This window comes from Bacillus cereus group sp. BfR-BA-01523, assembly GCF_022662615.1.
GTDB classification, from domain to species: Bacteria; Bacillota; Bacilli; order Bacillales; family Bacillaceae_G; genus Bacillus_A; species Bacillus_A mycoides.
Window position 1 is genome coordinate 414147 of record NZ_JAKUDX010000002.1, and the last position, 14801, is coordinate 428947.

Consider the following 14801-nt stretch of genomic DNA (forward strand, 5'->3'; position numbering starts at 1 on the left):
GTCGTTACTATATAATAAAATGAAAACTAAACTGAATTCGTGAGGGACAAACTACTATTTCTAAAAAAATAAGAAGTTTACCTATCTTGTAAAACAAAGAACAATTAAGAGATAGAGAAAGATTTATATGAGTTAAAAAAGAATAGGTTAGAATAAAAAAACTGCACGCAAATTGTTAGATATAATCTAACAATTTGCGTGCAGTTCGTGGAACAGCCCAACCTTTTTAATGATTAATTCTTTCATAGTTCGCTTTAGGCAAAATTGGAATAGAAATAGTGAAAGTTGTACCGGTTTGATTACTAGACATTTTTAATGTACCGTTATGATTTTGAATAATTTTCTTCGTTACTGACAAGCCCAGTCCTGTTCCTGAATCTTTTGTTGAGAAGAATGGATCAAAGATATATTCTTGAATAGCTGGAGGAACCCCAGTTCCGTTATCTGTGAAAGTAATCCGAACAAAGTTATCTAGGCGATAACTAGAGATTTGAATGGAAAGAGGTCTTTCGCCTCGAGCATCGATAGCATTTTGAAATAAATTTAAAAAAACTTGCACAAGTTCATGACGATCGATATTGACAAGTACACCATCTAATTCCGTAGAAAATTCATAGTCAATAGAAATGTTGTGTAAAAAAACTTCACTAGCAAGTAGTTGTTGAATATATTCGCGTAAAAACGTATTGATGGGAAAAGGTTCTCTAGTAAATTCACGTGTTTTTGAAATGGCTAAAAATTTTGTGATAATACTATTTGCACGATCTAGTTCAGGAATGAGTAGACTTTTAAACAATTCTTTATTGGATGGAGAAACGTTATCTTGTAGAAATTGCAAGTATCCACGTACCGTTGTAAGGGGATTTCGTACTTCATGAGCAATCCCAGCTGCGATTCGTCCTGCTAATGAAAATTTTTCTGCATCACGTTCTGTGTTTAAATAATGGAAGACACTAATAACTCTAAAAATCTCTCCGTTATAATCCCGAATAATTCGATTGTTTAAAATACCATAGTTTTTGTCTAACACTTCTTCATTATATATTTCTGTTCCTGTTCTTAATGTTTCAATCGCTTTAATTTGTTCTTCTGGCAAGTTTAGTAATTGTTGAATTGGCTTTCCAATTATATCATTTCGTACTACACCAAAATCATCTGCTGCAGCTTGATTACATAAAGTTATATTTCCTTTACTATCAACAAAGGTGACATGATGTGAAAAAGCATCAAAAATATGAACAAAGTATGTTTCAAGTTGTTCAAATAAAAATAATGAATCGCAAGTAAGTTGAAAATCAGCCTTTTTATTCTCTTTTTGTATGTTTTGAATGGAATGAGTCGTTCTCGTTTTCTTTATTTGTAAACCAATATGTGGATTTTTGTATGTGAAATGATGTGGTAATTGATTCACAAGCTCTTCATATAACCGCACTTTATTTTCTAGTTCTTCTATTCGTTTTTCATGAGATACAATATCATCGTTTGGAAGCATAAATAAATAACCCCTCAATTTAAAAATTCTTCCATTTAGTATATCATATTTTTATACGGATACTCTTAAAGAAGGGGCTACTTAATGAAATTGATTAGCTGAAATGTCCGGGAAGTGAGTAGAATGGATAGAAGGTGAAGTTAAAAAGGGAGGGATATATTTGCTTTTCATTGGAGTGACAGGGTGGGGAGATCATGATTCTTTATATATAAATCCCTATGAAAATAGAAATAAATTGCGAACTTATAGTGAACATTTTCCCATTGTGGAAGTAGATAGTTCATTTTATGCGATACAACCTTCGCGGAATTATACAAAATGGACGATGGAAACGCCGAAAGATTTTTCTTTTATAGTAAAAGCCTATCAAGGAATGACAGGACATATGAAAGGGGAAATCCCTTTTTCTACGTTCGATGAGATGTTTGATGTGTATAAACAATCCATTCTTCCTTTAATAGAAGCAAATAAATTAAAAATGATTTTATTTCAATATCCACCATGGTTTGATTGTAAAGTGAAAAATGTAGATTTACTTCGATACACGAAAGAAAAAATGGAAGATTTACCATGTGCAATAGAATTTCGAAATCAAACATGGTTTTATCCAGAAATGAGAGATAAGACGTTACAGTTTTTAGAAAAAGAAAACTGGATTCATACAATTTGCGATGAGCCTCAGGCTGGAATAGGATCAGTACCGCTTATATTAGAGGCAACAAACTCGGACATGGCGTTAATACGTTTTCATGGCCGAAATGTTCATGGTTGGCTGGATAAAGGAGAAAATTGGAGAGCGGTTCGCTGTTTATATCGTTATAATAGTAAAGAATTGGCGGAATGGGTAGAACGATTAGAGCGATTGAAAAAGAAGACGAAGGATATATTTGTATTGTTTAATAATAATTCGGGCGGAGATGCAGCGGATAATGCGAAACAGCTTATGAAAATGATGAACATTACATATGGTGAGCTGAAGCCTGAGCAATTAAATTTGTTTGAATGATGATAAACAAGAAAGGCACTGTACAAACAGGGGGAATGTACAGTGCCTTTCTATATGAAAAAGAGGGGTAACAATGTTACTGAGCGTTTGGTTGATTCATCAATTGTTGGCTTCATAATAAATGATAATGGTTATCATTATCATTGTCAATGGTTTTTCGGAAAATAAGTAAAAAACTTTTTATCCCGCTATTTGCGGCAGTAAAACTCCTACCTCAAAATTCGGCTGGAGCAAAGAAGTTAGGTGGGAGCCCTGCTGCCCGTAAACGCCCGATTGGTGAAGGCTAATAATCAGTGGGGGATGAACAAAACCCCCACTGATTAAAGTTTCACTTTATATTTTAAATAGTAATAAAAAAAGAACAGCAATTACTGCTGTTCTTTTCCATTGATGATTTGTTGTAAATCAAAAGGAGTTATCGCTTGGATAAATTCCTTTGAGATAAGTGTTTGAACGAGAGTGCTTTCAGAAATTGTAGCACCTGTTTTCTTTTCATAAGATTTCTTTAATAAATCAAGTTTTTCAGCCGTTTCTTTCGGTAATTCAATTGTTAATGTGTTCATAATTTCTCCCCCTTACTATTAGAGTACCACTACAGTATAGGAGAGACAAGACAAGAAAAGAGAATATGAAACATAAAAAAGGTTACCAAATTTACAAATGGTAACCTTTTTATGTATAAGAGTTATTAAGCAATACCGATATACTTTAAAGTTTTGGATGGAGTACTGTGATCAAAGAAGTGTTGTAAAAATGCAATATCAACACCTGATTTGTATGCACAATAGCCCCAAGTTTTTCGAAGTGTATGTGAGCTAATCCCTTCTAATCCAACTTCTTTTGCAGCTTTGTTTAAAATGTACCATGCATGTTGTCTCGTAATAGACTTTGTTCCTTTTTGAGACTTTAATAATGGTTCATTACGTTTCCAAGTTTTACGTTCTTTCATGTAGTCTTCGATTGCGTGCTGTAAGTCTTCATTTACAGCAAACCATTTATGTTTCTTTACTTTTTCATTGTAAAATAAAATGGAATGGCGAACATTTTCGTCTTCATCGATTACATCACTAACTTTTAATTGTAAGATTTCACTTACTTTTAAGCCAGAATTTACAGCTAATACGAATAATAAGCCATCACGTTTCGAAGATTGTAAAAGTATATTTTTGATAGTTTCTAATTGTTTTTCATTTTGAATAGGTTGTCCTGCTTGTTTCATTTCACGCACTCTCCTCTTTTATATGTGTAAAGGAAAGGATTAACTTGTTTCTTACTATAAAGGGAGAGTGTGAATTTCATGTGAACTCCTAGTGAAATTAAGACAAATTATTTGACTTCTTTTACTTTTTGTAAATTAAAATAAAATACAACGCTATTAGTGGTATTATACACGCCGTATTCAGCGTGATGGAGATCTAAAATGTTTTTCACAATGGATAACCCAAGGCCAGTACCTCCAGTATGACGGCTACGAGAAGCGTCTAAACGGTAGAAGCGATCCCAAATTTTTTCAAGGCTTTCTTCTGGAATAGGATTACCTGTGTTTTCAATTTTGATTTTCACTGTATCTTCCGTTTCTATAATAGAGACGTGTATTTTTTCACCATCTGGAGTATATCGAATTGCATTGCTAAGTAAGTTTACAACGACTTGCTCAATACGGCTACGATTTGCTTTAACAAATAGAGAAGAGTCAGCATGGATGTCCACTTGTAAATGTTTTTCCTCCATGCTAAATAATAATTTTGTATAGACTTGTTGAATTAATTCACCGATCGAGAATGTCGACATTTCTAGTTTGTACGTACCTGATTCTAGTTTTGCTAATTCTAACATTTCAACAATGAGCCTGTTCATATTATCTGTCTCTTCCAAAATAACATTTGTATAATATGTCGTATCTTTACTTACGCCATCTTGAATACCTTCAGCGAAGCTACGAATAACACTAAGTGGTGTTTTTAATTCATGAGATACACCAGAAATGAATTCTTTTCTCGTTTTTTCCAATTGACGTTCGCGTTCAATATCTTGTTGTAATTTTGTATTAGCAACATTTAATCGGTCGATTCGATCTTTTAAATTTACAGAGAGTGTATTAATACCACTTGATAACCCGCCAATTTCATCGTCTGCTGTAACAGGTAACTTCTCGCTAAAATCAAAGTTGGCCATTTTTTTTGTAACACGATTTATCTTAATTAATGGTTTAACAATGATTTTTGAGTAGTAGAAGGATAACAAAATAATAACGAGAAACACGATAATTAAGGCATAGACATAATAATCTTTTAAAACGAGCATCGCTTCATTCACAGGTTGTAAAGATGCTATCACAAAAGCGTACTCCTTAGTTTTTCCGTTTTCCATAATAGGCTTTACAAAGACACTGTTTTTTATATTTTCCCCACTATCTAAAATATACGTGTTTAATTGATTTGAATTAGAAGTACCTTGTCTAATAGTGCTTGCAAAATATTCAACAGCTTGTAATGTTTCAAAATCATTTGCAAGGCGAACCTCAGATTTGGAAGGGATATGTAATTTAGATATCACACCGGTAAAACTGATCTGAGACGTAGTTTTATATCGATTTGTGAGTCTATTTTTAGAGGGGTTACCACTAATTGTTTGAAAATCCGAATTGACATTTTCATTTCGCCATCGATTATAATTAGTCGTCAGTTCTAGTGGCGTTATTATATTATCTTGTAAAAATCCCTCTACGTGAATCATGCCCTCTTTTTTTAAGCCTAAATTTTCGAATTTATTATATTCTTCGGGTGTTAAAAGATTATTAAGTGGGATGGAATAGGTTTTATTGTTATTAGGGTTAATTACCTCAATGTAGTAATTGTTTTCACTTTTAATAATGCCGTTAGAATCTAAAAATTGCATTTCAGCATTCGTTTTATCGTGAAATTCTTGTTTTAGCTTTCTGATTTCCTCAAAACTTTTGTCGCTTTTTTCATAATTATCTACGAATTTTTCAAAAGCCGTTTGAACGGTTTTTACTTTTTTATTAATATAAAACTTCTCTAAAAATAGAGATTGCCCAAGGAAAAAAAGGAGAAATATGATTGTAAATAAAGTTGATGTTAATAAAAATAGTTTAAAGACGATGCTTCTGTTCTTCACTGTTTCACCTCGTATGAAAAATACTGTAATATAAATGATTTCTTAATTATAACAAAGGTTACAAAAAAGTAGAGGGGATAAATCTGTCTCTCTCTAAAGTAGTTTTTTATAGAAAGTCACATAAAGAGACGGTACAGTGACTATAGAAGTATTTTAGCATAAAAAAGAACTCGCCAGACGTATGACGAGTTCTTTAGTGTACTATTGCTGAATTGCTGCATCTAAAGCGATTTCAATCATTTCGTTAAATGTAGTTTGACGCTCTTCAGATGTTGTTTCTTCACCAGTGAAGATATGGTCGCTTACTGTTAATACAGATAATGCATTTACACCATATTTAGCTGCTAATGTGTAAAGAGCAGTCGTCTCCATCTCTACTGCTAATACACCGTAATCTCCAAGTTTTTTAACCATGTCCATGCTCTCACGATAAAATACATCTGCTGTTAATACGTTACCAACACGAACGTGTAATCCTTTTTCTGTTCCAGCATCGTAAGCTTTCTTTAAAAGATCAAAGTTTGCAGCAGGAGCAAAATCAAAACCCGGGAATGTTAAGCGATTCATATTAGAATCTGTACAAGCCGTCATCGCAATAATAACGTCACGTACCTTAACATCTTTTTGAATTGCACCACATGTCCCAACACGAATTAAATTTTTCACTCCGTAGCTTTGAATTAATTCGTTTACATAAATAGAAATAGAAGGAACACCCATACCTGTACCTTGAACAGATACACGCTTTCCTTTGTAAGTTCCAGTAAAACCTAACATGCCACGCACGTTATTATAACAAGTAACATCCTCTAAAAATGTTTCAGCAATATATTTTGCACGTAATGGATCACCAGGTAATAGAATAGATTCAGCAATTTCGCCTTGTTTTGCTTCAATATGTACACTCATGAAAAATCCTCCTTATAATGTATTGATAGAAATCAATATCATTTGCATTATACACTACGACTCCTTTCAATTAAAATCTTTTTTATTTGTAATATGTGCAAAAGAGGAGGATTTCATAAATCATAATCTAGAATATATATTTAAGATGTTTTGCATGGATAAAGACAATAAAAATGGTAGGTGATATTTTGAAAAATCTTGTCATTGGGCTTATTGCACTAGTACTTATTGTGGCAGGAGGATTTTACATAAAAAAATATCAAGAAACTGTAGAAACGACCGGAGATGTTCAAGAAGTGAAATGGGATGTGAAAAATAAAAAGGGAAATGAAAAAGCCGATATTTCGTTTCAATTGCTAAATAAAATGAATAATGAAGTTCGTGGTGTGAACGATCAAATTCGAGCAGTGATAGTGGATGGGAATTTGAAAAACATACAACAAACGAAGCCTATATTTGCTGGAAATGGATCGTATAAGCTATCTTCAGATGTAGCAAAAGGTGAAGGGTACACGATATTTTTGTATGAAAATGAAAACAAGTCCGTGGAATCATTTGCTAAGAAAGATTTTGGTGAAGAAAAAAAGGAGACAAACAAGGACAAGAATAAAAAGAAACTACCTGTCGATACTGTACTTACAAAAAATATAGGAGAGCATCAAGTGTCTCTTTTATTTGGTGCATTACATCCGAATGAGGCAACGACATTAACATTTCAGTTTCAAGCGAAAAAGGGAGAAAAGCTGAAATTAAATTCAGGGAGAGGCGAAGTCAACGCGCTATATATCGTTGATGAAACGAGGGGACATTTTTTATATGCCATTCCTGTTGATACGGATGAGCAATTACAATATCGTATTACATTTCCAGAAGAAGGAACATATAAAATATGGGGGGATTTCTATATAAATGGTAAGAAGTATGAAAAGGAGTTTAGTATACAAGTGCAAAAACGAAAAAACAGCTAAGTACTTAGCTGTTTTTTCGTTTTCCTATTAATTTTGTTACAGAGAGCATTGTAATTGGTAAAGAATGATTCTTTCGAAATGCTAAATATTTTCCACTCCATGCAGGTTTATATTTTTCTTTGAAATGTCGTAAACCGCTGAAGCTATATGTGTAACGAACGTTATTAAATATTGCAGCAGCAACTCGTTCAGACCAGAACGATTGCGTTGATAAACCGACATTTGAGAGTGGTGCCATACCAATATTAAAGGAATGGTATTCATTTTCTTTTGCCCAGTGGAATAAGTGGATAAAAATTGCATCCATAATTCCGCTAGGGGCATCTGGATAATAACGCATTAAATCAACAGATAATATGCCACTTTGATATACTGGCATAAAGGTTGTGAATGCAATGATTTTTCCTTCTGCATCAGATAATGTAGCGATAGGGGCACGACTAATATACTCACGATCGAAGTACCCAAGTGAAAATCCTTTCTCTTTTTTTCCACCGAGCCAAGCATCAGACACTTTCTTTAATTCCTCGTATAATTCGTCTGAGAATGGTGGCTCATGAATAGAGAATGTATAACCTTCTCGTTCAAAACGGTTGAAAGTGGCTCGCATACCAGCACGTTTCTTTCCTGTTATTGTAAACGTATTTAAATCAACGACAGCCTCTTCACCAAGTTTAAAGAAGTTGTAGCCAAAATCGTGGTATAAGCTCATCCATTTGCTTTCAATTTGATAGAATACGCAAATATACCCAAATCGATCAGCTTCAGTCAAAAATTCTTGCAACACAGTGCGGTAGGAGGATGGATCACCGATTGGATCACCTAGTACAACAAGACGTTTTCCAGTAATTGAAAAGAGAAGAAGTGCTTTTCCGTCACTACTGAAGAAGAACTGTTTATCTCCTAAAAAACCTAAATGACTAAGTACATTCCCGCCATGTTCATCTAAGAAGTTTTCTAACCTTTTATCATTAGCTGGTTGCCCGGGAAATTGACTACGATAACGATTGGCAATTAGTGAGCCGATAAGTAAAAAAGTAGGAACGAAAAAGGCTGCTGCTAATGCACTTCGTTTAACTTGTGTAATATTTCGAACGACAAAATCAGGTTGGAACGCTTCTTTTGCACCCGCAAATAAAATACCTAAGTTTTTATATAAATATAGCGTAAGTAATAAGAAGATAAATACTTTTACGATATCAGAAAGTGAGACTTCCATTTTCTCGCGTATAAATCTTTTACGAAGCATATACAACACAGCAAGTACGATTAATAAAATAAAGGTTTCTTCAATGTCAATTCCTTTTAGGGTATTAAAGATTGCTGCTCCAATTAAAGAAACAATCGTCATATAGTAAGAACGCTTTGTTCCATAATATATGCCTCGCGAAAGAATCAGGAGGAGAATACCGAATGTTAATGATAAGCTAAAAGAAAATTGAATAAGGTGCTTTGGAGCTAAAATATGTAAGGCGTGAGCTCGATTTATACTAGTCGGTAAAATTGTTGATAGAATAACCATTAAGCCAGCGAATACTGTTAAAGCGGCGGATGCCCATGAACCTAATTTCCCTAAAAAATCACGTTGTAAAGTCCAAATTACACCAGTTGTTTCTAACGCAGGTGCAATAAAGGGTTTATCTTCAATTTTTTTTATGGCCGCTCCTGTCATTTCAAAGGCTGCAAAAATGAGACCTAGGCAGAATGGTAAGATGTAATAGACAAGTCGGTATAATAACATAGCAGGTAGTAATACGCCTGTATCAACGCCGTATTGTCCTAGTCCAGTTAAGAAAACAAGGTCAAATGAACCAAGGCCACCAGGAACAAGACTTACGACACCAGCTAAAGCAGCGATTACGTAAACACCTAAAAACTTTTGAAATTCGATATCAATTCCAAACAATATTAAAATGACGTACATAACGATACCGGCAGATACCCACTCGACTAATGAAACTAATGAATATAAAACAGTTGGATTTTTCTCTTCTTCTTCTTCCTCTTGTCCGTCTAGCTGTTTTGTTTTTCTATTTTTAATTTTAGAAAACCCAATATATATAGGAACGAAAAGAGCAAAGAAGATAAGAACAGGCCATAACCACGGTTTTTCGTGCAGAATAAAACTAGTGTCTAATATTCCAATAAGGCCGAGGAATGACAGAATGGCTAATCCGTTAATAAAAGCGGTTGTCATCCAAGCAATACTTTTAATAAGTTTTCCATTATCTTTTATATGCGGACGATATAGCATTGTACGTACACCGGCACCAACAAGACCACCAAAACCGATAAATCCATTTAAAGTGTTTGCAATCCATGAGATACGGAAAATCTTTTGTACAGGTATGTCTGCTTTTAAGTAACGAAGCATAACAAAGTCATAAAAGAACATTGTTGAAACGGCAAATGCACCGAGTGTAATCGCTAAAAATACCCCACCAGTTGGAATGTTTTTAATTGTTTCAATTGCTTCTAAAAAAGAAATGCCTGCTAATTCTTTTTTAGCTTGAAAGAAAACAATTGTTAAGACAACAAATGGGAAGATTATTTTCCCGATTTGTAAGAAACGTTTCCATGAAAACGACATAAATACAACTCTCCTTGTGTAAGAAAACTGAGACAATAATATTATTATGACAAACTTCAAGAAAAATAAAAAGGTAAATTCCTGTATAGGGAAGCTATTTTTTATATAGGTTATATTTAAAAGAATATTTCGTTTATCAGAAAATTAAGTTAAAATAAGATGAAAGAAGGAAGAGAGGGGAAGTAGATGATTATAATAGGTTATGCAGGATATGAGTTAGAAAAAGCAAAACCGAATACATCAGAAGATTTTTTTAATAGATCTGAAGTGACATATATATTAAATAATCAAGAGAAAACCTTTTCTGTCTTATATGTTCGATATTTTGAAGAAATTTTACAAGAAATTACCCCTTTTGAAGGAAATCCAGTTTATAAAGTAGAAGAACAAGACGTATATTTACGAGATATTGTAGCGATCGCTTGTTTACTGAAAGATAAAGAGCTACGCGCGCAGAAGCGCTTGTATCTCAATGAAGTAACAGACTTTCAACGATACTTTGATGAGGGAACAGTGGTGAAAGTACAAGAAATATTAGCTGAATTACATAAAAATAAAAGAGTAGAAATAGCGTAAAACGGCAAAGGAGAGAGAAGCCATGTCTAATTTGATGGTTGAAAATCAAACAGAACAAGTTTCTATATTTTTAGAAGATGTAATTTCCTTGATAACTAATTATGTAAATTATCATACGTTACCTTCTTTATTGGAGGAGACACCAACAGGAAACGAGCAATACTATAAAGGGATATTAGTATCAATAAGAAGACTTCTTGTTTTTTGTGAAGAAGGACTTGATGCATGTTTTGTTTTGCTGAATAGCCAACCATTTCGAAAGACCGCAGCTGAAACAGTTTTATATAAGATTTACCATCAAGTAATTGCAGAGTTTTTTTCGCCAAAGAATGATCATTGGTATGAAAATAGTCGTTCTGCTTATACAGGGAAAAATTCTATTGTTTTTCAGCAAATCCCCCCTAGATCTATAGAACGAATGATGAAGGATTTAGAAGGGAAATTTCAATTGATGCGTGAAGAACTAGAATATTATGAGACAGATTACCAAACAAAAATGTTGCACAAATATTAATTAAGGAAAAGAAGCTAAGGATACTTAGCTTCTTTTCTTTTTGTCCAGTTATATAAGGGATTTTAATTGAATATAGTTAAAGTGGATAGCATCAAGGAGGTGTGACATGAGTCAGCAAGGTGTATTTACAGATTACTTTCATGAAGTAGAAAGCTGGTGTGAAAGTGTTCTTCAAGTATTAGATAGCCGTGCAATGGAAGTGTATGATGTCCATATGCTTGCTTATAAAATTCAAACGTTATTAGAGCGTATGAAAGAGCATGAATACGACACAGATGCCGAGTTTATGTATGAAATAAGTGATGATGTAGAACATATTCAACACCATTTACAGGAAGTATTTATGCAAGAAGGAGAGGAATATGAACTATGTGAAAGAGGGGATAGCGAACGAGCTGTTCCGATTGGGGGGCATACCCTTCCACCATTACCTTATCCATATAATGCGCTAGAACCGTACATTTCACGAGAAATTATGATGTTACACCATGATAAACACCATCGTAGTTACGTGGAAGGATTAAATAAAGCAGAGAAGATGATGGAAGAAGCGAGAAAAACAAATCAATTTGATTTAATTAAGCATTGGGAAAGAGAAGCGGCTTTTCATGGATCAGGTCATTACTTACACACGATATTTTGGAATAACATGAAAAAAGATGGTGGTGGAAGTCCGAGAGGGGCTTTTTCACAACAAATTGAGCAAGATTTCGGAAGTTTTTTACGTTTTCAAAAGCATTTCACGGAAGCCGCTTCTAAAGTGGAAGGTTCAGGATGGGCAATTCTTGTATGGGTACCCCGTTCAGGAAGGTTAGAAATTTTGCAAAGTACGCTTCATCAATTGTTTACACAGTGGGATACGATACCACTCCTTGTACTGGATGTATGGGAACATGCGTATTATTTACAATATCAAAATCGAAAAGATGAATATATTAAAAATTGGTGGAATGTTGTAAATTGGCCAGATGTAGAAAAGAGATTTGAAAGTGCGAAGCAAATTGAATGGACACCGTATTAGACGCATATCTCATGCGTCTTTTTTAGTGGAGGTGGAAGGAAGATTTCGTTCATATTTTAAAAGGCCAAGCATACACTTGTACAAAAAGTGCCAAAAGGACGTGGGGGGAAATATGAGACGAATTTGTATAATAATTACGCTAATTATAATGTACGCAAGCGTTATGCCAATTCCTGCATATGCAAAAATGAACGGTGGTGTCAGTGCTCGTAACGCAGTCTTAATGGAACAACAATCCGGTCGTGTGCTATATGGGAAATTAGAACATGAGCCACAAAAAATTGCTAGTATAACAAAAATTATGACAGCATTGTTAGCTGCTGAATCAGGAAAAATGAAAGAATTAGTATCGGTTAGTAATGAAGCGGTACGAGTAGAAGGATCGGCAATTTATTTAAAACCTGGACAAAAAGTTAAGTTAGAAGATTTAGTTTACGGATTAATGCTTAGATCTGGTAATGATGCAGCACAAGTAATTGCTGAAAATGTGGGAGGGAGTATAGAAGGATTTGTATATTTAATGAATGAAAAGGCGAAAGAAATCGGAATGAAAGATACGCATTTCTCAAACCCGCATGGCTTGGATGGGGATGGATCGCATTATTCGTCGGCTTATGACATGGCATTATTAACGAAATATGCAATGGGGAACGAGACCTTTAAGAAAATTTTTGGAACAAAAACGTATAAATCAGATTCTTGGGATTATCCGTGGAAAAATAAACATAAGCTTGTGACATCTTATTATGAATTTGCAACAGGGGGAAAGACAGGTTTTACGAAGAAAGCAGGACGGACGCTTGTCACAACAGCTTCAAAAGATGGACTAGATTTAATTGTCGTAACTTTGAGTGCTTCTAGTGACTGGGATGATCATATGAATTTGTTTGATAAAGGCTTTGAACGCTATAAGCAAGCGAAAGTTTTAGGACAAGGCGCACTCGCTGAAATAAATGAAAAGAAATATGCCAATCATGTTTATACGAAAAATAGTTTTTCTGTACCTTTAACTGAAGAGGAAAGAAAGAGCGTGTTATTGAAAGTTGAGCTCGATAAAAGTGCAAAACTTACGGATGGAGTAAAGATTGGGAAGACAGAAATTTATGTAGGGAACGAGAAAGTTGGAGAACGAAATTTGTTTTACAGTAAACGAAAGTTAGTAGCTACAACGGGAATGTATTGGAATAACGTAAAAGAAATCTTCTCTTACATGATAGGTGTTGGGATAGATGGTTAATCTCGTATGGGCAGCGATGGCAGTTATAGGGATTGTGTATGCCATGATAAATGGAACGATGGAAGAAGTGACCAAAGCAGTGTTTGAAGGGTCAAAAGATGCTGTAACGATTTGTATTGGACTTATTAGTGTTTTAGTATTTTGGCTCGGTTTAATGAAAATTGCTGAGGAAGCTGGATTGTTAAAGAAGTTAGTATCACTTTTTATGCCGATAGTAAAAAGATTATTTCCAGAAATACCGAAGGATCACCCGTCAATGGGATTCATTTTATCAAATATGATGGCGAACTTTTTTGGGTTAGGTAATGCAGCAACACCTTTAGGTATTAAAGCAATGGAACAACTGAAAGAGTTAAATGGTGGAAAGGATTCAGCAAGTCGTTCTATGGTGACGTTTCTAGCATTAAATACTTCAGCGATTACATTAATTCCGACTACTGTCATTTCGATTCGAATGACTTATGAATCAGCAAACCCTACTGAAATCGTTGGCGTAACATTTATAGCACAAGTGTTATCGATGATTGGAGCGATTTGGATTGACCGCTATTTTTACCGGAGAAGGAGTAGAAAGGGGCGGAAAAAATGAGTATTGTAAATACAGTTTCATTATGGGTAATTCCTTGTGTAATTGGTTTTATCCTTTTGTATGGCACGATAAAGAAAGTTCCAACGTACGAATCGTTCGTTGAGGGCGGAAAAGAAGGGATTCAAATTGCGGTTTCCATTTTGCCGTTTATGGTTGGAATGCTTGTATCTATTTCTATTTTCAGGGCATCAGGTGCTCTAGATGCGATGATATCGGTAATGAAGCCGATGTTAGACCTTATTCATGTACCAGCCGAAATCGTTCCACTTGCACTTATACGTCCGATTTCGGGATCTGCTGGTTTAAGTATTACGACCGACTTAATCGCTACATATGGGCCAGACTCGTTTATTGGTAGGTTAGCTTCAACGATGCAAGGTAGCACAGATACGACTTTTTATATATTAACAGTATACTTTGGGGCTGTCGGTATTAGAAAAATGGGAGATGCATTAAAGGTAGGACTTTTTGCAGATTTAATCGGAATTATTTGTTCGATTGTGTTTGTTTCCCTATTGTTTCGGTAATGCTATTCATTTTTTGCGCTATTTAGCTTATAATACGTATACGACCACTATTAACGTGTAGTTTAATAGTGGTTTTTTTATGCAGTGTTTTTGACAAAATGATGAACTTTTATCGTGGACAACATGAAAAAGTGTAAACAATAATAAAGGGTGAAAACGTGATATGCCTTTAGACGTTTATCATCATTGCTATGTTGTTAAAGATAGGCGAAGTAAATGGCATAAAGCTTAGGC

The 14801-nt window shown here is 34.4% G+C and carries 14 protein-coding genes; 8 read left to right on the forward strand and 6 right to left on the reverse strand.

Annotated features, from left to right (window positions below; genetic code table 11):
- Window positions 1-226: 226 nt before the first annotated feature.
- Window positions 227-1492, reverse strand: a complete 1266-nt coding sequence (locus MR066_RS06555) for an ATP-binding protein (RefSeq protein ID WP_242246296.1) — start codon at window positions 1490-1492, stop codon at window positions 227-229.
- Window positions 1493-1652: 160 nt separating this feature from the next.
- Between MR066_RS06555 and MR066_RS06560 the strand changes: the two genes are divergently transcribed.
- Window positions 1653-2498, forward strand: coding sequence for a DUF72 domain-containing protein (locus tag MR066_RS06560; protein WP_113770088.1), 846 nt, complete (start codon window positions 1653-1655; stop codon window positions 2496-2498).
- A gap of 368 nt (window positions 2499-2866) precedes the next feature.
- Here MR066_RS06560 and MR066_RS06565 read toward each other — a convergent pair whose 3' ends face one another.
- From MR066_RS06565 to deoD, 4 genes are all read right to left on the reverse strand, one after another.
- Window positions 2867-3061 carry a DUF3924 family protein gene (locus MR066_RS06565; RefSeq protein WP_002011737.1) on the reverse strand — a complete coding sequence of 65 codons (195 nt, stop codon included), beginning with the start codon at window positions 3059-3061 and terminating at the stop codon, window positions 2867-2869.
- Window positions 3062-3186: 125 nt separating this feature from the next.
- Window positions 3187-3717, reverse strand: a complete 531-nt coding sequence (locus tag MR066_RS06570) for a tyrosine-type recombinase/integrase (RefSeq protein WP_000806230.1) — start codon at window positions 3715-3717, stop codon at window positions 3187-3189.
- 107 nt (window positions 3718-3824) lie between these two features.
- Window positions 3825-5636, reverse strand: coding sequence for a sensor histidine kinase (locus MR066_RS06575; protein WP_002141011.1), 1812 nt, complete (start codon window positions 5634-5636; stop codon window positions 3825-3827).
- Between the two features lie 201 nt (window positions 5637-5837).
- Window positions 5838-6545, reverse strand: coding sequence for a purine-nucleoside phosphorylase (deoD, locus tag MR066_RS06580; protein ID WP_000110707.1), 708 nt, complete (start codon window positions 6543-6545; stop codon window positions 5838-5840).
- Between the two features lie 173 nt (window positions 6546-6718).
- Between deoD and MR066_RS06585 the strand changes: the two genes are divergently transcribed.
- Window positions 6719-7513 (forward strand): hypothetical protein, encoded by a 795-nt coding sequence (locus MR066_RS06585; protein ID WP_044438004.1) that lies wholly within the window; start codon window positions 6719-6721, stop codon window positions 7511-7513.
- Between the two features lie 4 nt (window positions 7514-7517).
- On the opposite strand, the gene mprF is transcribed toward MR066_RS06585, so the two are convergent.
- Window positions 7518-10103: a bifunctional lysylphosphatidylglycerol flippase/synthetase MprF gene (gene mprF, locus MR066_RS06590; protein WP_044438005.1), complete on the reverse strand. Its 2586-nt coding sequence runs from the start codon at window positions 10101-10103 to the stop codon at window positions 7518-7520.
- 186 nt (window positions 10104-10289) lie between these two features.
- Here mprF and MR066_RS06595 point away from each other — a divergent pair, with 186 nt between their 5' ends.
- The 6 genes from MR066_RS06595 (at window position 10290) to spmB (ending at window position 14567) form a co-directional block, all read left to right on the forward strand.
- Window positions 10290-10679, forward strand: a complete 390-nt coding sequence (locus tag MR066_RS06595) for a hypothetical protein (protein ID WP_002135238.1) — start codon at window positions 10290-10292, stop codon at window positions 10677-10679.
- Between the two features lie 22 nt (window positions 10680-10701).
- Window positions 10702-11193: a YpuI family protein gene (locus MR066_RS06600; RefSeq protein WP_242246298.1), complete on the forward strand. Its 492-nt coding sequence runs from the start codon at window positions 10702-10704 to the stop codon at window positions 11191-11193.
- A 106-nt stretch (window positions 11194-11299) separates the two neighbouring features.
- The gene (locus MR066_RS06605) at window positions 11300-12214 is read left to right on the forward strand and encodes a superoxide dismutase (RefSeq protein ID WP_002030730.1); all 915 of its coding nucleotides are present in this window, start codon (window positions 11300-11302) and stop codon (window positions 12212-12214) included.
- A 112-nt stretch (window positions 12215-12326) separates the two neighbouring features.
- Window positions 12327-13451, forward strand: a complete 1125-nt coding sequence (locus tag MR066_RS06610) for a D-alanyl-D-alanine carboxypeptidase family protein (protein WP_002086664.1) — start codon at window positions 12327-12329, stop codon at window positions 13449-13451.
- Window positions 13444-14040 carry a spore maturation protein SpmA gene (spmA, locus tag MR066_RS06615; RefSeq protein WP_002086662.1) on the forward strand — a complete coding sequence of 199 codons (597 nt, stop codon included), beginning with the start codon at window positions 13444-13446 and terminating at the stop codon, window positions 14038-14040. Before MR066_RS06610 ends, spmA begins: the two co-directional genes overlap by 8 nt.
- Window positions 14037-14567 carry a spore maturation protein SpmB gene (gene spmB, locus MR066_RS06620; RefSeq protein ID WP_063218625.1) on the forward strand — a complete coding sequence of 177 codons (531 nt, stop codon included), beginning with the start codon at window positions 14037-14039 and terminating at the stop codon, window positions 14565-14567. The genes spmA and spmB overlap by 4 nt, the downstream gene beginning before the upstream one ends.
- Window positions 14568-14801: the final 234 nt, after the last annotated feature.

Bases quoted from the DNA above. Each gene is read 5' to 3' on its own strand.
- MR066_RS06610 (WP_002086664.1), top strand. From the start codon at position 12,327: ATGAGACGAATTTGTATAATAATTACGCTAATTATAATGTACGCAAGC.
- mprF (WP_044438005.1), bottom strand. From the start codon at position 10,103: ATGTCGTTTTCATGGAAACGTTTCTTACAAATCGGGAAAATAATCTTC.
- MR066_RS06605 (WP_002030730.1), top strand. From the start codon at position 11,300: ATGAGTCAGCAAGGTGTATTTACAGATTACTTTCATGAAGTAGAAAGC.
- MR066_RS06565 (WP_002011737.1), bottom strand. From the start codon at position 3,061: ATGAACACATTAACAATTGAATTACCGAAAGAAACGGCTGAAAAACTT.
- MR066_RS06600 (WP_242246298.1), top strand. From the start codon at position 10,702: ATGTCTAATTTGATGGTTGAAAATCAAACAGAACAAGTTTCTATATTT.
- MR066_RS06570 (WP_000806230.1), bottom strand. From the start codon at position 3,717: ATGAAACAAGCAGGACAACCTATTCAAAATGAAAAACAATTAGAAACT.
- spmA (WP_002086662.1), top strand. From the start codon at position 13,444: ATGGTTAATCTCGTATGGGCAGCGATGGCAGTTATAGGGATTGTGTAT.
- MR066_RS06595 (WP_002135238.1), top strand. From the start codon at position 10,290: ATGATTATAATAGGTTATGCAGGATATGAGTTAGAAAAAGCAAAACCG.
- MR066_RS06555 (WP_242246296.1), bottom strand. From the start codon at position 1,492: ATGCTTCCAAACGATGATATTGTATCTCATGAAAAACGAATAGAAGAA.
- spmB (WP_063218625.1), top strand. From the start codon at position 14,037: ATGAGTATTGTAAATACAGTTTCATTATGGGTAATTCCTTGTGTAATT.
- MR066_RS06585 (WP_044438004.1), top strand. From the start codon at position 6,719: ATGGTAGGTGATATTTTGAAAAATCTTGTCATTGGGCTTATTGCACTA.
- deoD (WP_000110707.1), bottom strand. From the start codon at position 6,545: ATGAGTGTACATATTGAAGCAAAACAAGGCGAAATTGCTGAATCTATT.